Raw genomic sequence first — 21691 nt, 5'->3', positions numbered from 1 at the left:
TGACGCCCTTTTTGAATCGGGCAGAAAACCAGCCCCGGTGTGATCGTTTGTGACCGATCACACCGGGGCCGTTTTTCCTATTGGTCTGTTTCTCAGCTTCGTCCCTTATCTGCGGCGTGGAGAAGCTTAAAGGTCGGAGGTAAAGTCAGGACTGCGGCACTCGTCGATGCTGATGATATCGTCCAGGGGAACCGTTGTTTTGTCCTCCATGACCAGAACACGCTCAACCTCATCGATCCGCTTCAATCGTCCGGTCGTTGTAACATAGCGCCCGCCATCCTTTTTCCCGTCAGGCTGGAACCATGTCACCGACACATCTGGATGTTCATCGATCCGATCCATCAGCATCTGCTGTTTGAAGTCCAGAGCCGCTTTCACATCCTCATCCAGCTCTATGCGCCGCTCTGTCAACCGGGCAGTTTCTGCGATTGCGGTGCCATGGCCGCTCAAAGCCGCAAAAGGGGCAAACTGGGCGGCGCGGTCTGAGCGGGACATTCTGGAATGCCGTCTGGAGGTTGGGTGCGGCAGGTTCAGCATATCATCGTAGGGGCCCGTCATGCCTGATGCCCTCCTATGGTTTCATTTCGTTCCTTCGCAGTGGCACCCTCCTCCAGATTCATGCCTTTGAGAATGGCGTTCTTCCCATATTTCTTCTTTATATCCAGCATGGTCTCCTGGATCCTCCGCTCCCGCGCATGGGTGGCGCTTGCCTCCGCCTTTTGTTTTTCTCTGTCCGCATAGTTAGTAAACAGGTCGATCTGTTCGACTCCATCCTCTTTGGGGACAGCCGATTCATCCAGCAGGCGGTTGGCGCTGATGCTCAGCCGGCGGATCAGCAGGTCCCGATCCACGATCCGGTCATAGAGGCTGCAAACCGCTCTCAGCAGATCGTTGGCGGAGGAGGTGTAGTCAAAGTTTTCTGTGCCAACCGCGTGCTTGGGGATCTTCCGCCCGTAGCGGTCGGTGGTCACCGGCCCCTGATAGCGATGATTTTCCACAGAGAGATTTTCAATATCGTAGCCGACTGTGAGCACCAGCTGATTGGTGGCCAGTCCCTTATCCACCAGGTCCAAGGCCAGAGCGTCCGCCATCTCCCGCACGACCAGTCTGGCTTTCTCAAACGTATAGGGGCACTGGAGCACCTGGCCGGAGACGATACTTTTATGCTCCGGCTTATACGCTTTTACATCCGCGATGGTACAGGGTTCCCATCCCCATGCGTGATCAATGAGCAGTTCGGCGTTGACGCCGAAGAGTTGATACAGCAGTTCCTCGTTATGGTAATCTGTTGGTTTTCCTATGGAGCAGCGGGCGATGTCGCCCATCGTATAGAGGCCGCAGCCCTCCAGCTTTGCCGCGTATCCTTTGCCGACTCGCCAGAAATCAGTGAGAGGGCGGTGGCTCCACAGGAGCCGCCGATAGGTCATTTCGTTCAGCTTGGCTATACGAACTCCGTCTTTATCCGCATGAACATGCTTCGCTACAATGTCCATGGACACCTTGGCCAGATACAGGTTCGTGCCCATTCCAGCCGCGGCGGTGATACCAGTAGTTTTCAAAATATCCAGGATGATGGTTCGGGTCAGTTCCCGTGCTGTCATCTTGTAGGTATCCAGGTAGTCGGTAATGTCCATGAACACCTCATCAATGCTGTAGGGATAGATGTCCTCCGGAGCAATGTATTTCAGATATACCTGATAGATCCGCGTGCTCCAATCGATATAGTTGGCCATCCGGGGCGGGGCCACAATGTAGTCCAGCTCCAGCGACGGATCCCGCCGCACCTCCGGGTCATTCCAGGAGGAACCGCTGAACTGATGTCCGGGCGCGTTCCGCCTGCGCTGGGCGTTGACCTCAGCGACCCGCTGCACCACCTCGAAAAGCCGTGCCCGACCGGAGATGCCATAGGCTTTCAGCGAGGGAGTGACGGCGAGGCAGATCGTCTTTTCTGTGCGGCGTTTGTCTGCCACTACCAGATTCGTGGTCATGGGATCCAGCCCCCGCTCCACACATTCCACCGAAGCGTAAAAGCTTTTCAAATCACAGCAAACATAGGTCCGTTCTTTCATGCCCCGGCCACTTCCTTTCAAGTCCTGATATAGTGTGTGCCCTGTGATGGCCGCCCATTCTACCCTTCTGACTATGAGCAGCGCCCTTTTTGCGGGGCGTTCCCGGTTTGTATGAGGAGTCCGCTGAACTTGAGGGCCCCATTGATTATAGCACAAATGTTTCATTGATTCTATGGAAAATATATTGCGCAGATGACAATCATAATTGCTCTGGTTCTTTTCTGTGTTTCTGCGTTTAGCGCCCTTTTTGAACGGTACAGGAGAAGGCCCGACCTACATTTTCATCATCACGTCCGGTTGTTCCTCCTCTGCCACTGGCTCCAGCTCTCTTTCGCTGGACTGGCTGACCAGTTCCGCCAGATCTGGTACAGCGCACCTGACCTGTTCTGCCACACCCTCCAGCAGCTTCAGCCGTTCCGGAGTGATGGGATATACGCTCTCCAAGGTTTCGTGGACACAGCGGTAGACCTCGGCAAGCTGCTCGTTGGTGAATAGGCGGTTCTGATCCATGAGGCCGGAGCGGACGCAGAAGTCTTGTTTCGCGGACAGGTACCCATTGGGGCCGCTTCCGGGGTCATAGTAATGGCCCTGCCACAGCCCGGTTCGACCATAGCTCCACTCCCATGTGACAAACTCAACTCCGTATCTGCTGGGGTGGCCGGCAGGCACAGCGCCGTTGAACTCCGTCAGGAGCTTATAGTTTTCGCCCAGTCCATCCACTTTCAGGTCTGGGGCCTGCTCGATGAGTGTCATGTACTCCCTGACCACACCGGCAATATCTGTGACCCGGCTTCGAGCCGCTTCTGCTGCAGGGTCTGTAGTATCATCCGTTCGGAAGCGGATGCCGCCGCTCTCGGTGACTTGGCACAGCCTGCGGTCGTTCCATTCGATTGGCAGGTGACCATCCTCCACAGCCTGTACGGTGTAACCGGCTTTCTGGAGAGCAAGTTTAAGTTCCGCAAAATAGGTGTGCTGTGTGTTGTCCATGGCTGTTTCCGTCCTTTCCTGGGCTTGGCGCCCTTTTTCGTTTGTGCCGGAAAACGAAGAACCCCGGCCTGTTGATTTTCTGATACCAACAAACCGGGACTCTATTTTTCGTATATAATTTTTCTGTACTCGGGCGCCCTTTTTGGCTTGAAAAAGGGCGCCCGCTGCTACTGTGGGCTCCCAAATATCTAAATTCAGAGTTCAAGTCCATTCGGTTTAAAAAATTCCTGTTCGGCATCTTTTTTTGAACTTCAGAAATTTTGAAAATAAAAAAGCCGCAACACCTTGGCACAGTAGACTTACAGCCCACTATATCCAAATTGTTGCGGCTTTTTGGCGCAGAAGGAGGGATTCGAACCCTCGCACGGTTTAACCCGTCTACTCCCTTAGCAGGGGAGCCCCTTATAGCCACTTGGGTACTTCTGCAGCTATCAATAGCGCCTCGTCAGGAAAGAGGTGGCGGAGAGAGTGGGATTCGAACCCACGGCTCTTGCGAGTCACCGGTTTTCAAGACCGGCTCCTTAAACCACTCGGACATCTCTCCCTGTTGATCTCCAACTCAGAGGCGAATGAAAGCATACCATATTTTGAGCCGTATGTCAACCTTAAACTGCGTTTTTTGTGGGCTGTTTTTTCTGAGCCTCAAAACAGGGGCGGTCAGCCCGCCGGCCCCCGACCGAAAAGGCCCCTGGAAAAAACGGGCAGTGCATGTTCCGCAGGGCGCTTTTGGTTTTTGATATAATAAGAAGGACCCCGTCCAAATTCATATTTGGGACGGGGTTTTTTGATGGAACTTCCCGATTCCCATTTGGTGCGGCTTGTTTATGCAGGGTGTTCTCTGCCGCATCAATCTGAATTGGGGCGATGAAAAGAGGAGGAGCCGGAAAGCGTGGAATATGGATATGTTCGGGTGTCGGGAAAGAGTCAGAATGAGGAGAGGCAGCTCTATGCCATGGAGAAGGCGGGAATCGCCAGGGAGAGGCTTTACATCGACAAGCAGAGCGGGAAGGATTTCAACCGCCCGGAATACCAGCGCCTGCTCCGCAAGCTGCGGGAGGGAGACGCGCTCTTTGTCCAGAGCATCGACAGGCTGGGGCGGAACTATGAGGAGATCCTGGAGCACTGGGGGCTGCTGACCCGGAAAAAGAAGGTGGATATCGTGGTATTGGACTTTCCTCTCCTGGACACCAGGGGGAGGGGAGAGGACCAGAGCCTCACCGGGAAATTCCTGGCCGACATGGTGCTGCAGATACTGGCCTATGTGGCACAGAAAGAGCGGGAAAACATACGTCAGAGACAGGCGGAGGGCATCGCCGTAGCGAAGGCCAGCGGGAAGCGCTGGGGGAGAAAAAAGAAAAACTTACCTCCTGATTTCCCGGCACTCTACACGGCCTGGAAAAATGGGGAGATAAGTGAGGGGCAGCTTCTGGAAGTCTGCGGAATGAAGCGCAGCACGCTGTATAAACGTCTGCAGGAGAAGAGGGCGTGCCAGAGGGAGTAGGAAGAAAAGTCCCAAAAAGTGTACTCAGATAGACGAAAGAAAAAAATCTTTTCTCTCTGTAATACTTAACTTTTCCGCCGGAATGCCGAAGTACATAACAGAGACCCAGGAGCAGACAGAAGTCTATCTGAGTACACTTTTCTGGACTTGGAAAATCCTTGGGCGTTTGGAGGGAAGAGCATGCTGGTGTTGGGAGTGCGCTCCGGCGAATACATCACCATCGGACAGGATATCGTGATCCAGGTCGTCAAGGCCGGTGAAGTGACGCGGCTCGCCGTTCAGGCGCCCAGGGAGTGCCCTGTGGTGCGGGGAAAGCTGGTGGAGTCCAGCGGCGGGGCGCCCGACTGCATCCGTAAGCTGCGCCAGAAGAAGACACCTCCCCATACATCAAGATTCAAACAGGACCGGGACGAGACCGGGGCCCTGTCTGAATAGTACTATCCACCCCTGCGGACCGGAGGGAAGGAACCGTCCGGGAATATCAAAAATAAAGGAGAAATCACTATGCGTATTCAGCACAACATCATGGCGATGAACGCCTACCGCAACTACACCAACAACACCAGCGCCCTGTCCAAGAACCTGGAGAAGCTGTCTTCCGGCTATAAGATCAACCGGGCCGGCGACGACGCCGCGGGTCTGGCCATCTCCGAGAAGATGCGCGCCCAGATCACCGGCCTGGACAAGGCCCAGGACAACGCCAAGGACGGTATCTCCCTGGTGCAGACCGCCGAGGGCGCCCTCACCGAGGTCCACGACATGCTCAACCGCATGTATGAGCTGGCTGAGCAGTCCGCCAACGGCACCTTTGAGGACGGCACCGACCGCAAGCAGCTTCAGAAGGAAGTCACTCAGCTCCGCTCTGAGATCGACCGCATCGCCGACTCCGCCAACTTCAACGGCATCAACCTGCTGGACGGCTCCATGGAGGACGGTGCTACTATCACACTTACGGTTACTGGAACTGCTGGCGGCAAGGCTGTCACCAGCGCGACCAATCTGAAGTCGGGTGTAACTTTCCAGCAGGGAGACAGCTTGAAGATTGGCGGCAAGACATTTACTTTTGATGGCACGACCATCAAAAGTACTGCTGCATTTAAGAAGGCGATTACTGACGCAGGATTTACTCTGGGAAGCAAGGGCAATGCGGGTGGAACAGGCAAGGCACTAACATTGCAGATTGGCGATACCTCTGCCAGCTACAATCAGCTGAATGTTTCCATCAATGATTGCCACACTGCCGCTCTGGAGATCGATAAGCTGGATATCGGTAACCAGAAGGGGGCTGCTGCTGCGTTGGACGTGATCAAGAACGCCATCAACTATGTCTCCGACGTCCGCGGCACCCTGGGCGCCACCCAGAACCGTCTGGACCACACCATCAACAACCTGTCCGTCATGCAGGAGAACATCCAGGATGCCGAGTCCACCATCCGGGACACTGACGTGGCCGACGAGATGATGGCCTATACCAAGAACAACATTCTGATCCAGTCCGCCCAGGCCATGCTGGCCCAGGCGAACCAGGTGCCCCAGGGTGTGTTGCAGCTGCTGCAGTAAGCATCTGGCGCAGTTGTTCTTCCATAGCAACCATAGCAACCACAGGGGGCCGGGCATTGAGCCCGGCCCCTATTTTTGAGCTGAGATTGGGAGGAGAAGGAATATGAAGGAACAAACCGCTCTGGATATCGCCCGCCGGATGGCGGAGCTGGGGGAACATGGGCACGCCGTGACGGCCTATACCCTGGCCTTGGCTGACGCCCAGGACTGCCAGCCGGATACCGAGCTGGAGGCCGCCCTCTACATCCTGGAACACGGCGGGAACTATAAGGTAGCCTATGACGCCTTCCAGTCCCTCTACAGCCGGGGCTTTCAGAGGGAAACTCTGCTGGAGCTGATGACCCAGGCATTTTACATGCCCAATCGGAAGTTGCTGAAAAGCCGATATGAGAAGAATTGCCGTCTGCTTCGTAAATACCCCTACTGCTTCCGGCAGGACTTTCCCGCCTTTGAGGACCTGCCTATCCTGTTTTACCCCTATGATGACCGGAACTATATCCCCTTTACCGTGGAGACAGAGACCTTTGGGGCGCATCTGGATCCCCGGCACCCGGTAGTCAGCCGGAACTTCTTCAGGGACCTGGACAAGCCAGTGCTGGCGGCGGACGTGTACTCCCAGTATGAGCTGGAATACCTCCGTGACAATGTGCGGAACAGCGAGTGGGTGGGCCGGGAGAACCACATCTATCTCCACTACACGGACTGGGGGAACTTCTGCTCCTATCTCCAGATTCTGAACCTTCGGCCTCTGCTGGAGGCGGAGAAACTGGTTTTCCTGATAGAAGATGAGATCGAGCAGTACCCTATCGAATTCCAGTCCCGCTTCGGCATCGATTACAGCCAGTACCCGGTCAAGCCTATCGGTATCCGGGAAATCCACCGGCTGATTTGGCACACCCAGCTCTCCAGCCATAACGGCGGTGACTTTTTTAACGAGATCTTTGACAATCACCCCAACCTAATTGCTGTAGAATCTATTATGTTTTACACGATTCAGGAACACCTGGATAAGTTGCGGGAATGGCTTGCTAATGATGGAAATCAAGCGGTTGATACAGATATTATCCTTGGGGATGGAAATGAAGAGAAAGCAGATCTGTTGCTCAACCAACTCAGGCAGATGCGTGATTGGACGGAGAAGGATCTTTTTGTGGTGATTTATCTGCTGATGGCGGATTTACGATCCCTGGATCACGAGTCCCGTATCGTGCCAGCGATTTTTTTCCAGCCGCACTTTCATGACTATCATCCAAGTATCGAGGTCAATCGACGTGGCTGCGCGGTTGCAGATTCCCAGGAATATCAAAAGCTCCATAACTTTGCACCGTTGAAGGGCTTCAAGTATATCAAGACCTTCACACCCATGCGCCGGCCGACGTCCTCCACTGGGGCATGTGTGCGTTTCATGCAGAGGCAGATAGATGAGTGGGAGCCGGGGCAGGAGTTGCAGACTATGCCCGATGAGCTTGCCATGCGTGCACTCAATCGGAATTATATGGTGGACTGGCAGGATCGGCTGTTTCAGGACTCGGTACTGGTCCGCTTTGAGGACGGCAAGCTGAACCCAAAGGCCACCTTCACCGCCCTGGCGGCCTTTTTGGACCTGCCCTATACGAAGAGCATGACCTACTGTTCCCGCAACGGTGAGCGGGATCCGGAGTCCCTGAAAGGCAATGACCGGGGCTTTGATCCGGCGGCCATCTATCGGACCTATGAGAAGTACCTGGGTCGGGAAGAACGGGTGTATCTAGAGTATCTGATGGGAGATGTGTATCGGCGTTACGGCTATGACTTCCAATGCTATGATGGTTCTCCCATGGATAAAGAAAAGATGGACGATCTGCTTGGCCGGTTGCACGGACATACGGATCTAATTCTAGCATCTTACAAGAAATATATCGAGCGGAAAAGGCTTTCTGGGGAGAAAGTCTCAAAGGAGCTGGAGGAGTCGCTTCTACAGGAACGTAAAGAGAACATCGATGAAAATAGGAGTAAGATCGCTTCGATCTTAATGCGGAGGTTGCGGTTCGTGAACAAAAACGGCGCGCCGCTGAATTTCATGCCCCTATTGGAGCTGGACCCGGCCCTGCTGGAACAGCCGCTCTATCACTGAGGAGGACCACATGGAACACAAGGGAACCGTTTACTTTTTCACCGGCCTCTCCGGCGCGGGCAAGACCACCGTAGGCAGCCTCTTTTACCGGCGGCTCAAAAACACCAAGCCCAACGCGGTCTATCTGGACGGTGACGAGATCCGGGTGGCCTTCGGTGAGGATGTGGGCTACACCAACGACGAGCGCCTCCGATGGGCGGGGCGGATCTTCCGGGTGTGTAAGCTCCTCTCCGACCAAGGCATCGACGTGGTGTGCTGCTCCATCGCCATGTATCAGAGCGTCCGGGCCTGGAACCGGGCCAATATCCCCAATTACAAGGAGATCTATCTGAGGGTGAAGCCGGAGACCCTGCTGTCCCGGAACCAGAAGGGGCTCTACACCGGGGGGCACAATGTGGTGGGGGTGGACCTGCCCTTTGACGAGCCCCAGACCCCCGATCTGATCATTCAGAACGACGGAGAACGCACCCCTCTGGAGGCGGTGGAGGAGATCGAGCGGGTCCTGTATCCCAACATCGTCGAAAACCCCATCGATAACCGGGACTACTGGAACCGCTATTATCAGGACGGCCTCTGTCCCATGGACCCCTCCCCCTTTGCCCGGTATGCCGCCACTCTGGTGGAACCGGGACGGACCCTGGTGGACCTGGGCTGCGGCAACGGGCGGGACGCCCTCTACTTTGCCTCCCTGGGCCTCTCTGTCATTGCCATTGACCTGTCAGACACGGCCATTCAGACGCTGCGGGAGCGGGGCGGAGACAACCCGCGCTTCCTCTGCGGGGACTTTATCAACGCCCCCATCCACCGGCCTGCCAGCTATGACTATGCGTACAGCCGCTTTACCATCCACGCCATCAACCAGCAGCAGGAGCGGATGCTGCTGCTGGCCATGCACCGCGCGATCAAGCCCGGCGGAAAGTTTTTCATCGAGGTGCGGGGCGTCCATGATCCGCTGTACGGCAGGGGACAGCCCCAGGAGAAAAACGCGTTCTTCTACAACAATCATTACCGACGCTTCATCGTCATGGAGGAGCTGACCGCCTCTCTGCAGGAGGTGGGGTTCCGCGTGGAGTACGCTCAGGAGCGGACCGGCTTCGCCCCCTACGGAAATGATGACCCGCCGGTGATACGGATCGTTGCCATCCGCAAGGAGATGAAAGCATGACCGTCCTGGCAGACCTCCACACCCACTCCACCGCGTCTGATGGGCAGTATGCGCCGGCGGCGCTGGTGGAAAAGGCTGCCGCCGCCGGCATCCAGGTGCTGGCGGTCACCGACCACGACACCATTGACGGCGCCGAGGAGGCGGTCCGGGCGGGCACGGCCCTGGGCCTTACAGTGCTGCGCGGCGTGGAGCTGGGGGCGGCCGAGGACCGGCACATGCACATACTCGGCCTGCACCTCGGCCCGGAGTGCCCCGCCCTGACAGCGCTCTGCCGCAAGCTGCGCGCCAGCCGGGACGAGCGGAAGTTCCGCATCGTGGACTTTCTCCGGGAAAAGGGCATGGATGTGTCCCTGGAGGAAGTGGAGGCGCTGGCAGGCGGCGGGGTCGTCGCCCGGCCTCACTTCGCCCAGGTGATGCTCCGGCGCGGGTATGTCACCTCCCTCCGGGAAGCATTCGACCGCTATCTGGATTCCGATGAATATCAGCGCATCGAACGCTGGAAGGCTGGCGCCGCGGAGTGCATCGCCGCCGTCCACAGCGCCGGCGGCAGGGCCGTGCTGGCACACCCTTACCAGCTGGGCTATGCGGACGATCGATTGGAGGAGACCCTCCGCACCCTGCGGGAGAAGGGGCTCGACGGTTTGGAGTGCTTCTATCCCCGTCATACCCCGGGACAGACTGCCGCCTATCTGCGTCTTGCGGAAAAATATGGGCTCCATATCACAGCGGGCAGCGATTTCCACGGGGAAGCCGTCCGTCCGGACACCAGACTGACGCCCATTTCCCTCGAACTGGGGTGGCTGATTTAACAGCGGGGGAGGTAGACTTGACAAACACATCGCTTCCATCAGCGCAGGTAATATGAGACCGGGTTTGGCAAGAGCGCCAAACCCGGTCGTTTTTCAGCCATCCCAGCTTCCAGTATGTTCAAAATTCCTCTTTTTCCTTGAGAAAGACATAGTGATCGTGCCCGGAATGGGCGGCGTCATACCGGTAACCCAGATCCTGAAAGTCTTTCAGCTCCTCGCTCCGGCGGACGCCACGCTCTGCCATCCATCGGACCATCTGCCCCCGGGCCATCTTGCACAGCGTGCCCTTTTCCACCACCCGGCCGTCCTTACGCAGCTCGCCGAAGGTGCAGGTGAGCACCTCCACAGAGGGGGGCAGGTGGGGGAGCACCGCCCGGCTGTACTCCTGGGAGGCCAGGTCCACCACCAAGCCGGCCTCTCCGGCCAGCGCTCGGGCCAGCCTGTCTCCCCAGAAGGCGTACAGATCAGGGCAGCCGTTCACCGACAGACGGGCCTGCATCTCCAGGCGGTAGGGCGTCACGCCGTCGAAGGGGCGGAGCATGCCATAAAAGCCGGAGAGGATGCGCAGATGTTCCTGAAGATAGGTGAACTGGCCGGTCTCAAAGACGCCGGGGGCCATGTACTGATACTGGATGCCCTGATAGGAGAGCAGGGCGGGGGTGAGGCCCTTCTCCAGCTCCATGCGGGCCAGCCGCTCCACATTCAGATCAGTGATGGCATCGCTGCACCGCCACAGCTGCTTCAGCTCCTGCCGGGACAGGGAACGCAGAGCGGAGAGCAGGCGCTCCGTCTCTGGGAGAAAGGCGGGCAGGGCCTGGGGAGAGAGCGTGTCGGTGTCGGTCCGCATCTTTTTGGCGGGGGAGATGAGGATCTTCATGTGCTCTCCTCCTCCCACTGCCTCAGAACCGCCAGCTGTTCCGGGGTATGGAACCAGTGCTCCATCCCCTCCGCCGCAGTCAGGGAGCAGCGGAAGCGGCGGGCAAAGCGGTCCACTGTGTCCCGGGGCACCAGATGGTCCTTTTGGGCCCAGAGGATGCGGGTGGGGGTCTCCCAGCGGGAGACAGGGTGGGCGCGGACGTACTGGAGATAGGGCCAGGACAGGGTCTCACCGAACTCAGTGGAAATCTCTCCCTCGGCCTCCAGGCGTGACTCGGTCACCCCGGCCCAGGACATCATCTCCTGGATCAGGCGCTCCATGTCCAGCACCGGGGAGACGAAGAGGGCTCGGTCCAGGGGGCGGTCCTGAAAGGCCAGCAGGGAGAACCAGGCCCCCAGGCTGACGGCCCGGAGGGCCAGGCGGTTCCACTTCTGTCCGGCCAGGGAGAGCAGGTCTCTCAACTCGGGGACAGCGTGCCAGGGGGTGAAGAGCTCCGGCCCGCCGGACCGTGCCCCGTGGCCGGGCAGGTCGATGGCCAGTACCTGCCAGCCCTTGGGGCAGACCACCTGGGCGAAGGACTCGGCCTCCTCCTTGCGGCCGCCCTTGCCGTGGAGGCAGAGCCAGACCTGAGGGGACGGGAAGCCGTAGAGGACAGCGGGGACGGAGGCGTGGTTCAGAGTCAGAGTCATGGTATCCATAAGGTTCCTCCCGCTCCCTGGGGAGCGATCTGTCGTAGGATGGCTGGGGAGGCGTCAGGGCTGGATGGCCACCTTGATGACGCCCTCCCGCCGGGACTCGAAGAGCTGGTAGGCCGCGTCGATGTCCTTGAGAGGGTAGGTGTGGGTGATGAGGGGAGTGGTGTCCAGCTTCCCGGCGGCGATCAGGTCCAGGGTCTGGGCACAGTTGCAGCCATCCACCCCGCCGGTCTTGAAGGTGAGATTCTTGCCGTACATGTCGGGCAGAGGGAGCAGCTGCGGCCGGTCGTAAAGGGCCACCACCGTCACCACCGCATTGGGCCTGGCGCACTCCCAGGCCAGACGGAAGGTGTCCTCGCTGCCCGCCACCTCCAGCACCACATCCGCCCCTCCGTGGGCGCTGTGGGCCAGGACCGCCTCCCGGAGCCCCTCCGGCTCCAGTGCCAGCACCTGAGGATAGTGGGCACGGACGAAAGCCAGGCGCTGGGGGTCCCGCTCACAGACGATGACCCGCCTGGGGTTTTCCAGCAGGACGCACTGGAGAGTGCACAGGCCGGTGGGGCCGGCGCCCAGGACGAGCACCGTGTCCTCCGGTGAGATCTGGGAGATCTGAGCGGCCCAGTATCCGGTGGCCAGGATGTCCCCCACGAACAGGGCCTGCCGGTCCGTCACGGCGTGAGGGATCTTGGTCAGCCCCTGGTCGGCATAGGGGACCCGGACATACTCCGCCTGCCCGCCGTCGATGCGGCAGCCAAGGGCCCAGCCGCCGCTGGGATCGGTGCAGTTGTTGACCCAGCCGTGTCGGCAGAAAAAGCAGGAGCCGCAGAAGGTCTCCACATTGACGGCCACCCGGTCTCCGGGGCGGAGGGTACGGACGTCCGGGCCTGTCTCCTCCACCACGCCTACCATCTCGTGTCCCACCGTGACGCTGGGTACCGCCCGGGGAACAGAGCCGTGCTTGATGTGCAGATCGCTGGTGCAGATGCTGGCCAGCGTGACCCGGACGACCGCGTCCCCAGGGTCCAGCAGGACCGGCTTTGGCTTGTCCAGCAGGGCGAATTTCCCCCGCTCCAGATAGGTGTAGGCGAGCATGGATCAGACCTCCTGTGTTTTGAGATGGATGAAGGCGGCGCCGGATCGGAGAGAAGGTGCCGGTGCCCATGTCACACAGCGCGCCGGAACCCAGGGCGCGCCCTAACAGCGCCGCCCGGCCTGCCCATTATACCTCAGGAAGAGAAAAACAGCAACTCGGGAAGTTAGGGGGAGCGGCAGGGGACATGTGATGATAAAACCTGAGAGGAACTAAGGCCGTCAGGCAGTTTGGTCAAATGTCCTGATAGTTTGTTCCCTGAAAAAGCTGCAGTAATCTGCAGACTCCCCAAGGAATTTCATCCTGATAGGACAGAGAGGCTTCTGACTGCTCCTGCGCTAGTTTTATGATGGTGCTGTCTGTTGCTTCGAGTTCATTTCCGTTTGGATCTAAAAGCTCTCCCAATAACAGCACTCCGTGCGGCCCGCAGAGTTCCTCTTTAAATTTCAAGGCGTCAATAGCCTTATTTTCTTGTTCTGGAGTCACTGTATAAAACATCAGCTTCTTTTCGATCTGCTCCAGTTGTTCTTTTGCTGTTTTAAAAATCGGGAACAAATCGAAGCACTCTTCCAGTTTGGTAAAAGCGGCGCGCTGGGGAGCGGTAAAGCGGGAGTTGTCGAGCAACCGTTGACGATGTGCATATATCTGCGCGGGCATGCCTAAACGCACGGATATACCGTCAAAAACATCGTCTACATGTTGGAAATTTCGAAGGGCATATGTAATTTTATACTCATCGTAAGTATCGAAGGCAAGCGTGGTCAGCTTTTGATAAGCGGAAAAATAGTTGGATCCCTCGCCATAAGCTCTGACTATATAGGTTCTCCAATGATCAAGACACTCGTTGAAAGAGTACAAGAAATTTGCCACAGCATCCTTTGCGTTACGTTCTAACTTTGCGGCGTTTTTTTCAGGGGCTTCCAGGATTTCCGCTAATGCAGAAAATCGATCTTCTACCCTCTGAAAACGGTCAATATTCTTCTGATAGGGGCCCAGCTCCTGTGCTAATGAGTGATACCACTTGCGCTCATCGCTTGTGGCCGGACGCAGATGCTGAAGAGTGCTATCATCGACATAGAAAAAATACTCTATATCCATATCTATATTCTCCTCTTTCAAATTTTAAAATCAAGAATCTCATAGAGTTACTTTTGGTATATCATTTATTAAAAATCCTGTCACTCAATTTTGCTTTCGAGTGTAGTTATAGGATTTCCAGTTATGAATATTCCTACCATTCCACATGCACACAGGCATAGCAAAAGACCGCCGACAAACGTCGACGGTCTTTCCAATTTGGTCGGAGTGTAATTATAGGATTTCAGAAAACGCAGATATATCAACGGTTTGCTGGCAGTCGGAAAGAGGTATTTATTCTAAAAATCTAAAATGACAAGAACAACGCCGCCCAAACAGGACAACGGGCGGCATTGTGCATGTTACTTTTGAAATATTAGACCCGTTGAGTACCTTTATGACGAGGGTTTATGAAACAAGGCGCCTTTCAATCTCATGAATGAAATCATTGAAACTCGGCGATTCGTTCGATTTCAAATCCATATGTATTCCTATATTTTGCGCCCATTCAGCTTTCAACTTTCCGATTTCAATAAAGGAGGCATGCTCTCTGGATAACTTCGAAGTTCCACCCGGATAGACAGCATCAGCGAGTACTTCCCAAGTTCCACATATGCTATCCTGAACATAAGTATTTAATACATGCATTTTTGCATGAGGATATGCGGACAAAAGTGCATGCCTATCGCCCAGCAGCCATGCTTCAATTTCTTCAACCGCAAGGCAAAACACATGATCTATCTTTATCATGTTCTGCATTGCGACAGCTTCTAATTCAGATCGAAATTGTTGCACATCGTGATCATCGCTATCTAAGACAACAATGATTACAGAAGGAAAACTTTGAAGGCTTCTGTCAAAGCCGCGCAAGTATGTTGCTAAATCGTTGAGTAACTTTCCTGTTTTTGTTTCTTTTATCGTATTTTTTCTTGTGAATCCACCGATCCCTCGAAAACCTTTGCAATCATACGTTGCATTTGGGTAAAGCTCCACGATTTTTTGCATCAAAATTCGAATAAGCGCAGCACCTGACTGATCTTCAACAAGATACTGAAAATGCATATGCATTCCTCCTCAGCCAAAGTACTTATCATTCCACAAGTCGCCAATATATGCGCCTTCTTGAACCAAGTCACTCACAAAATCATATTCAGATGAGCGCTTTATAGTCGAAAAGCCGTCTGCCCCTTTATCTAAGACCCAGACTTGTTCTGGCGAAAGTGCATTAACAAAAAATGGACTATGCGTCGTAACAAATAGCTGCTTATTGTATCCTGTTCCTACATTTTTTGACATTTCAATAGCCAAATCAGCCAAGTATTGATGGTACAGGCCATTTTCAGGTTCCTCGATAAAAACTAATTGGCGGGGATTCTTTTCATGCAAGAGCATATAATAAGCAAACAATTTCAAGGTACCATCTGACATTCGCTGGGAAAAAAAGGGCTCATTAAATCCATTTTGCCAAAATTCTAGTACCATTTGTCCGTTTTTAAGTTTTACAGGTTCGATTTTCTTTATATTAGGAATTTTTGTTTGAATGCTCGTGAGAATTCTCTTAAAATCACCAGGATTCTCACGATACATAAACTGCGCCACGTTATTCAGGTTGCTCCCTGTACGATTTAAATACGGAGCAGGGGCCGCTGTCTGAATTTGTCTTGCAGTATCGGGAGTAAAATAACACAGATACCAGCTCTTTAAGAATGTCAGGAACTTTTCTATTCTTGAATATTGCTTCATTGCGCCAAGCGTTACAATTCCCAGCTTACGGATATCACTTAATTCGACATCTACTTTACTTCCGGTTACGACTCCTTCGTCGTCTTGCCCCCCTTCAGCGCCTTCAAATGCATACCCTTTTCCATCGATGAGGTACAAGAACGATAAAGGCCGACCACTTTTGTTTCCCGGTCTACGTTGACGCAACCTTTCGTCCTTTACATAAGGCCTATCATATTTGTCTTTTCCGATTGTCAACTCATATGTTATTGGACGAGAATTACTATTCTCTTTATAATAGATTTCAAAGTGTATAGGGCCATTGCTTCCTTGCGAAACAAGCTTGTCATATCCGCCCCGATTACTAGCATCACAAGCACTCTCAACATCGGTTGTAAGTGCATCAGCAATAAAACCGAAGGCATCAGCTAATGTGCTTTTTCCATTTCCACTAGGGCCAATAATCGCAACCATATTGCCGAGCGGTACACCTGTCTGTCCCGAATACAATTGTCCCATTTTAATATCTTTAAGCGACCCGTAGTTTTTTATGGCGATTCCAAGAATTTTTCCCATAGCACTTACCTCGCAAATATATTTTACAGTTGTTATGTCGCGACAGACTACAAAGTATACTACTATTATTAACAGAATAATAGCATATTAAGTGAGAGTTTTCAAATATAACATTCCCAATGTCTAAATAAAAAATGGGTGAGTCCTATAAGGACTCACCCATGGTCGGAGTGCCGGGATTCGAACCCGGGGCCTCTTGGACCCGAACCAAGCGCGATACCAAACTTCGCCACACCCCGATGCAGTTAGCTTATCTATTATATTTTCTTTTCTAAGATCTGTCAAGAGGAATATAGCATCTTTTCTCGGAATAGATTGGGGGTATCCATCAAACAGGACAGGGAGGGGCATCTATGTACAGCCAGTCCACACAGGCGACGCGTCGGAGGAGACCGGCCGCGCAGGGGAGGCGCACAGGGAAACAGGAGGAGAGCGGCAGGAGGGAGCGTGTCCGGCTGGTCCAGCTGCTGGCGTGTCTGGCACTGTTCCTCACCGTGTTCATCGGAAAGGGAGTCTTTCCCCAGCGGCTGGACCAGCTGGGGGAGGATATCCTGGCGCTGATCGGCTCCAACACTGATTTCCGGGCGGCATTTTCCGACCTGGGTGAGTCGCTGGCGGAGCAGGACTCCGTGCTGGGAGACATCGGGGAGTTCTGCATCCAGGTGTTCGGGTCCGGGCAGGACTCCGGCGGAGAGGCATCTCCCGCCCTGGCTGGCGGGGTGGAGGAGGAGAGCCGCTTCCTTAACAGCCGGCCGGACATGGCGGAGCTCACCGCCCACTATCTGCGGCTGGACCGGGTGCCCGACAGCTGGCTGCCGGGGGAGCAGGCGGAGGGAGAGGCAGCCCAGCAGACACCGCAGGCCCAGACGGCAGCGCCTGCGGTGGGAACGGTGCTGCTGAAAGCCAATTATAACGGCCCGGAGCTGCCGGCCAACTATACTATGGACCAGATCTCCCTGGGGGACCTGGAGACCGTGACCCCGGTGTTCGGCCCCCTCTGGTCCACCTACGGCTACCGGGACCACCCCATTGACGGAGAATACAGATTTCACAACGGAGTGGATATCGGCGCCTATCAGGGGGACCCCATTCTGGCATTCGCCGCAGGCACGGTGGAGTATGTGGGGGAGAACGACGACCACGGACTGTATTTCCAAATCGACCACGGCAACGGCATCAAATCATTTTACGCACATTGCAGCAGGATCTGTGTGACCACGGGACAGACCGTGTCCGCGGGGGAGAAGGTGGCAGAGGTGGGGTCCACAGGGAACTCCACTGGTCCCCACCTGCACCTGGAGCTGAAATACGCGGGGACCCATCTGGACCCGGCATACTATATCGACTACAAGCAGGCCGTCTGAGTGGGGCGGGGGAGGATCACGGTCACGCCCGGATTCCTGTTCCTGATGGCCTGGTGCAACTATGCGGACCAGCAGGGGCTCCTGCTCCCGGCCCTGGCAGGGTGCGCGCTCCACGAGCTTGGCCACCTGGCGGCCATCTGGGGGCTGGGCGGATCGGTGCGGCGCCTGCGGCTGACGGCTGTGGGGGCGGAGATCCAGATGGAGCGGCCCATGTCCTATCCGGGGGAGCTGGCAGCGGCGCTGGCGGGCCCGGCGGCCAACCTGGCGGCGGCCTGGCTGTGCTGCCGGGCAGAGGGCGGGGCCCTCTTCGCCGGGCTGAATCTGGCGCTGGGCTGCTTCAATCTGCTTCCAGTGGGCAGGCTGGACGGGGGACGGGCGCTGCACTGTCTGCTGTCCATGTCCATCGGGCCGGCTGCGGAGGAGGCGGAGGCGGTCCTGGACCGGGTCCTCATCGCCTTTTTGCTGGCGCTGGGCGTGCTCCTGATCGGCTGGGGAGGCAGTTTTACCCTCCTCCTGGTGGCGCTCTGGCTGCTGGCAAAAGAAAAAGAGGGGAAAAAGGGAAGAAATAGGTCTTGTCAAGGGCTTCAGAAACGGGTAAAATGGTTCCTGCACTCGAAATGAGAGTTACCTGGAGGGACATCATGAACCGGACACTGGAGCGTATTCTGCCAAAAGTACAAAAGCCCGCCCGTTACACCGGCGGAGAATATAATGCGGTGGTGAAGGATCGGGCCCAGGTGGACACCCGGTATGCCCTCTGCTTTCCAGACACCTATGAGATCGGTATGTCCAACCTGGGGATGCGTATCCTGTATGGGGCCATGAACCAGGTTGAGGGCCTGTGGTGCGAGCGGGCTTTTGCTCCCTGGGGAGACATGGAGGAGGAGATGCGCCGGGAGGGCATCCAGCTGTACGGCCTGGAGAGCGGCGATCCTCTGTGCGACTTTGACATTATCGGATTCTCGCTGGGCTACGAGATGGCCTACACCAATGTGCTGAACATGCTGGATCTGGCGGGCCTGCCTCTGCGCTCGGAGGAGCGGCGGGACCTGGCCCCGCTGGTGGTGGCGGGGGGGACCTGCGCCTATAACCCAGAACCCCTGGCCCCCTTTGTGGACTTCTTCGTGCTGGGGGAGGGGGAGGAGGTCACCCTGGAGTACATCGCCCTCTACCGCCGGGCCCGGGACGAGGACTGGACCAAGGAGGAGCTACTCCGGGAGGCGGCCCGCATCCCGGGCATCTATGTGCCCTCCTTCTACGAGCCGGTCTACCGCCCCGACGGAACCCTGGAGGAGATGCGCATCCGGGAGGGCTCCGGCGCGCCGGAGCTGGTGCGCAAGCGGGTGGTGGAGGATATGAACAAGTCCTATTTCCCGGTGAAGACCATCATCCCCTCTACAGAGATCGTCCACGACCGGGTGATGCTGGAACTGTTCCGAGGCTGTATCCGGGGCTGCCGGTTCTGTCAGGCCGGATACGTGTATCGCCCGGTGCGCAGCCGGGACCCCAAACAGCTCGCAGAGTATGGAAAGGCGGCCTGTGAGGACTCCGGCTATCAGGAGATGACCCTGTCTTCTTTGTCCTCCACCGACTATCCCTGCCTGCTGGAGCTGTGCGATGACCTGCTGGACTACTGCGCCCCCCGGGACATCGGGCTCTCACTGCCCTCCCTGCGGGCGGACACCTTCTCCATGAATCTGATGGAGCGGCTCCAGCGGGTGAGGAAGGGAGGCCTCACCTTCGCGCCGGAGGCGGGGACCCAGCGGCTGCGGGACGCCATCAACAAGAACCTGCGGGAGGAGGACCTGCTCCAATCCTGCCGCACCGCTTTCGCCGGCGGGTGGAGCGGCGTGAAGCTCTACTTCATGCTGGGCCTGCCCACCGAGACTGATGAGGATGTGCTGGGGATCGCGGATCTGGCCCGCAAGGTCTATTTCGCCTGGCGGGAGTACACTCCCAACCCCAAGCGGGGGGTGCGGATCACGGTGTCCACCTCCTGGTTCGTGCCCAAGCCCCACACGGCCTTCCAGTGGGAGGCCCAGATCCCCGTGGAGGAGTACCAGCGGCGGGTGGGCCTGCTGCGGGACGCCCTGAAGCGGGACAAGTCCATCACCTACAACTGGCACGACCCCCAGACCAGTTATCTGGAGGCTATCTTCTCCCGGGGGGACCGCCGCCTGGCCGACGTGTTGGAGTGGGCCTGGCAGCATGGGGCCAAGTTCGACTCCTGGAGCGAGTATTTCGACTACCAGCGGTGGATGGATGCCCTGGAGGCCTGCGGGCTGGATGGGGACTTCTACGCCCACCGGGAGCGGCCGCGCAGCGAGGTGTTTCCCTGGTGCCGCATCGACCCCATGGTGACCCCCGCTTTCCTGTGGCATGAGCGGGAGCTGTGCTACCAGTCCCAGACAACCCCGGACTGCCGCACCCGTTGTTCCGGCTGCGGGGCCAACCGTCTGCTGAAAGGAGGGGTGTGCAATGGCTGACCGCCTGCTCTTCTCCAAGACTGGGAGAGCCAAGTACATCTCCCATCTGGACCTGATGCGCACCTTCCAGCGGGCCTTTTTCCGCTCCGGCATCCAGATCAGGCACACGGAGGGCTTCAATCCCCACCCCTTCGTCTCCATCGCGCTGCCTCTGTCAGTGGGCTACTCCAGCCAGTGCGAGATCCTGGAGTTCGGGCTGGTGGGGGGCGCATCCTATGAGGAGGTGCCGGCGCGGCTCACTGCCGCCATGCCGGAGGGCATCGTGATCCATAGCTGCTATCCGGCCCAGCGGCCGGTGAAGGAGCTGTCTCGGGTCAACTACATCATCAATATGGAGTACGAGGAGGGGCGGCCTTTGGAGGCAGAGACCGCCCTGAGCCGCCTGCTGGGGCAGGAGAGCCTGGTGGTGCGGAAGAAGTCGAAGAAGGCCAAGGCCGGCTTCACCGAGGTGGACCTGATCCCTCTGATCTACAGCTGGAACCTGGAGGTGCAGCGGGACACCATGACCCTGGATGCGGTGCTGGCGGCCCAGAACCCGGGACTGAATCCAGAACTGATCCGGGCGGCTTTTTGCGAGACTTACCCAGATCTCCAGCCGGATTTCGTCACCTTCCACCGCCGTGCGGTGCTGGACGGGGAGGGAAAGGAATTCCGCTGACCGGCGTGTAAAACCAGGTTTGAGAAAATTTGCAAAAAAGGCTTGTCAACCGAAGGGGAAACAGGTATAATGACAAAGACGCCTTTTGGCAGCACTACCGAATTTTTGGAGGGAATCTACCTTGGATAGTGGGATGTACAGCATTGTTTTGTTAGTCCTGATGTTTGCGCTGCTCTACTTCTTTATGATCCGCCCGGAGAACAAGCGGAAGAAGCAGGCGCAGGCCATGCGGGACTCTCTGACCGTTGGGGACGAGATCACCACCATCGGCGGCATCATCGGCACCATCTGTGCTGTGAAGGAGAACACCATCGTTATCGAGACCGGTGCCGACCGTGTGCGGATCGAATTCACCAAGTGGGCCGTGTCCACCAAGGGGGCCCAGACTTCCGAGACCACGAAGTAAAGGACTCCGTGCCGTGCTTCCGGGCTGCTGTGCCCTGGGGCAGAAATGACAGGCATGACAAGCACCCTTCCCGCATAAGATTCCATACCTGGAACTTGCGGGGAGGGTGTTTTTTGTGAAAACGAAAGGAAAGCGGGAAGAGGCGGAGAGCCCCTGGCTGGGGACCATGTGCGGGATGCTGAAGGGGGGCGCACTGGCGTTTCTGACGGCGGTGGCCATCCTGTTCCTGTGTGCGCTGGCGGTGTCCAACCGCTGGCTGGGGCAGGGGATGATGGACAGCGCAGTGATGGCGGCCTGTGCCCTGGGGGCTCTCGCCGGCGGCCTGCTGGCCGTCCGTCAGGGCCGGGGCAGGAGCCTGCTGATGGGCTTCGGGGCAGGTCTGATCCTGTTCCTTCTGCTGCTCACTGCCGGTTTCCTGTTCTATGAGTCAGCGGATCTGCGCAACGGCGGGCTGGGACTGCTGCTCTCCTGCGGCTGCGGCGGCGCCCTGGCGGGCGTACTGGGGGGAAAACCAAAGAAAAAACGCAGAAGATGAT

At 56.8% G+C, this 21691-nt stretch carries 21 protein-coding genes and 3 tRNA genes; 12 read left to right on the top strand and 12 right to left on the bottom strand.

What is annotated here, in order from left to right:
* Positions 1 to 126: 126 nt before the first annotated feature.
* From L9O85_RS07910 to L9O85_RS07890, 5 genes are all read right to left on the bottom strand, one after another.
* The gene (locus L9O85_RS07910; protein WP_195495294.1) at positions 127 to 558 is read right to left on the bottom strand and encodes a hypothetical protein; all 432 of its coding nucleotides are present in this window, start codon (positions 556 to 558) and stop codon (positions 127 to 129) included.
* A complete protein-coding gene (locus L9O85_RS07905) occupies positions 555 to 2069 on the bottom strand; it encodes a DNA methylase (RefSeq protein WP_195495295.1) in 1515 nt (504 codons plus the stop codon). The genes L9O85_RS07910 and L9O85_RS07905 overlap by 4 nt, the downstream gene beginning before the upstream one ends.
* A 273-nt stretch (positions 2070 to 2342) precedes the next feature.
* Positions 2343 to 3056: a hypothetical protein gene (locus L9O85_RS07900; protein WP_195495297.1), complete on the bottom strand. Its 714-nt coding sequence runs from the start codon at positions 3054 to 3056 to the stop codon at positions 2343 to 2345.
* 334 nt (positions 3057 to 3390) lie between these two features.
* Positions 3391 to 3482, bottom strand: a tRNA-Ser gene (locus L9O85_RS07895).
* Between the two features lie 31 nt (positions 3483 to 3513).
* Positions 3514 to 3600, bottom strand: a tRNA-Ser gene (locus tag L9O85_RS07890).
* Between the two features lie 345 nt (positions 3601 to 3945).
* On the opposite strand from L9O85_RS07890, the gene L9O85_RS07885 reads away from it, so the two are divergent.
* From L9O85_RS07885 to L9O85_RS07860, 6 genes are all read left to right on the top strand, one after another.
* Positions 3946 to 4557, top strand: a complete 612-nt coding sequence (locus L9O85_RS07885) for a recombinase family protein (RefSeq protein WP_301578371.1) — start codon at positions 3946 to 3948, stop codon at positions 4555 to 4557.
* Between the two features lie 180 nt (positions 4558 to 4737).
* Entirely contained in the window at positions 4738 to 4992 is a 255-nt protein-coding gene (locus L9O85_RS07880; protein WP_108981171.1) for a carbon storage regulator, read from the top strand.
* Between the two features lie 69 nt (positions 4993 to 5061).
* Entirely contained in the window at positions 5062 to 6117 is a 1056-nt protein-coding gene (locus L9O85_RS07875) for a flagellin (RefSeq protein ID WP_301578370.1), read from the top strand.
* A 103-nt stretch (positions 6118 to 6220) separates the two neighbouring features.
* A complete protein-coding gene (locus L9O85_RS07870) occupies positions 6221 to 8230 on the top strand; it encodes a hypothetical protein (RefSeq protein WP_301578369.1) in 2010 nt (669 codons plus the stop codon).
* A gap of 10 nt (positions 8231 to 8240) precedes the next feature.
* Positions 8241 to 9395 carry an adenylyl-sulfate kinase gene (locus L9O85_RS07865; RefSeq protein ID WP_301578368.1) on the top strand — a complete coding sequence of 385 codons (1155 nt, stop codon included), beginning with the start codon at positions 8241 to 8243 and terminating at the stop codon, positions 9393 to 9395.
* Entirely contained in the window at positions 9392 to 10204 is an 813-nt protein-coding gene (locus tag L9O85_RS07860) for a PHP domain-containing protein (protein WP_301578367.1), read from the top strand. Before L9O85_RS07865 ends, L9O85_RS07860 begins: the two co-directional genes overlap by 4 nt.
* Positions 10205 to 10322: 118 nt before the next feature.
* Here L9O85_RS07860 and yaaA read toward each other — a convergent pair whose 3' ends face one another.
* The 7 genes from yaaA to L9O85_RS07825 form a co-directional block, all read right to left on the bottom strand.
* Positions 10323 to 11081 carry a peroxide stress protein YaaA gene (gene yaaA / locus L9O85_RS07855; protein ID WP_301578366.1) on the bottom strand — a complete coding sequence of 253 codons (759 nt, stop codon included), beginning with the start codon at positions 11079 to 11081 and terminating at the stop codon, positions 10323 to 10325.
* Positions 11078 to 11779, bottom strand: a complete 702-nt coding sequence (locus L9O85_RS07850) for an alpha/beta hydrolase (protein WP_346015840.1) — start codon at positions 11777 to 11779, stop codon at positions 11078 to 11080. The genes yaaA and L9O85_RS07850 overlap by 4 nt, the downstream gene beginning before the upstream one ends.
* A gap of 54 nt (positions 11780 to 11833) precedes the next feature.
* Positions 11834 to 12868, bottom strand: coding sequence for an alcohol dehydrogenase (locus L9O85_RS07845; protein WP_301578365.1), 1035 nt, complete (start codon positions 12866 to 12868; stop codon positions 11834 to 11836).
* Positions 12869 to 13100: 232 nt separating this feature from the next.
* Positions 13101 to 13964 (bottom strand): hypothetical protein, encoded by an 864-nt coding sequence (locus tag L9O85_RS07840; RefSeq protein WP_256181920.1) that lies wholly within the window; start codon positions 13962 to 13964, stop codon positions 13101 to 13103.
* Positions 13965 to 14351: 387 nt separating this feature from the next.
* Positions 14352 to 15005 (bottom strand): hypothetical protein, encoded by a 654-nt coding sequence (locus L9O85_RS07835; RefSeq protein ID WP_108981179.1) that lies wholly within the window; start codon positions 15003 to 15005, stop codon positions 14352 to 14354.
* 12 nt (positions 15006 to 15017) lie between these two features.
* The gene (locus L9O85_RS07830; RefSeq protein WP_108981180.1) at positions 15018 to 16241 is read right to left on the bottom strand and encodes an AAA family ATPase; all 1224 of its coding nucleotides are present in this window, start codon (positions 16239 to 16241) and stop codon (positions 15018 to 15020) included.
* A 162-nt stretch (positions 16242 to 16403) separates the two neighbouring features.
* Positions 16404 to 16480: transfer RNA gene (locus L9O85_RS07825), tRNA-Pro, on the bottom strand.
* Between the two features lie 114 nt (positions 16481 to 16594).
* On the opposite strand from L9O85_RS07825, the gene L9O85_RS07820 reads away from it, so the two are divergent.
* From L9O85_RS07820 to L9O85_RS07795, 6 genes are all read left to right on the top strand, one after another.
* Positions 16595 to 17605, top strand: coding sequence for a M23 family metallopeptidase (locus tag L9O85_RS07820; RefSeq protein ID WP_301578364.1), 1011 nt, complete (start codon positions 16595 to 16597; stop codon positions 17603 to 17605).
* Positions 17606 to 18226: a site-2 protease family protein gene (locus tag L9O85_RS07815; RefSeq protein WP_256181913.1), complete on the top strand. Its 621-nt coding sequence runs from the start codon at positions 17606 to 17608 to the stop codon at positions 18224 to 18226.
* Positions 18227 to 18246: 20 nt separating this feature from the next.
* Positions 18247 to 20091: a TIGR03960 family B12-binding radical SAM protein gene (locus tag L9O85_RS07810; RefSeq protein ID WP_050624889.1), complete on the top strand. Its 1845-nt coding sequence runs from the start codon at positions 18247 to 18249 to the stop codon at positions 20089 to 20091.
* Positions 20084 to 20749, top strand: a complete 666-nt coding sequence (locus tag L9O85_RS07805) for a TIGR03936 family radical SAM-associated protein (RefSeq protein ID WP_050624888.1) — start codon at positions 20084 to 20086, stop codon at positions 20747 to 20749. The genes L9O85_RS07810 and L9O85_RS07805 overlap by 8 nt, the downstream gene beginning before the upstream one ends.
* 133 nt (positions 20750 to 20882) lie before the next feature.
* Positions 20883 to 21155: a preprotein translocase subunit YajC gene (gene yajC, locus L9O85_RS07800; protein ID WP_050624887.1), complete on the top strand. Its 273-nt coding sequence runs from the start codon at positions 20883 to 20885 to the stop codon at positions 21153 to 21155.
* Between the two features lie 115 nt (positions 21156 to 21270).
* Positions 21271 to 21690, top strand: coding sequence for a TIGR04086 family membrane protein (locus L9O85_RS07795; protein WP_050624886.1), 420 nt, complete (start codon positions 21271 to 21273; stop codon positions 21688 to 21690).
* Position 21691 lies beyond the last annotated feature (1 nt).

Origin of the sequence: Lawsonibacter asaccharolyticus (assembly GCF_022453915.1) — a bacterium.
Taxonomy (GTDB): Bacteria; Bacillota; Clostridia; order Oscillospirales; family Oscillospiraceae; genus Lawsonibacter; species Lawsonibacter asaccharolyticus.
Note: the sequence above shows the minus strand (reverse complement) of the source record. Positions and strands in the feature narration are given on the sequence as shown.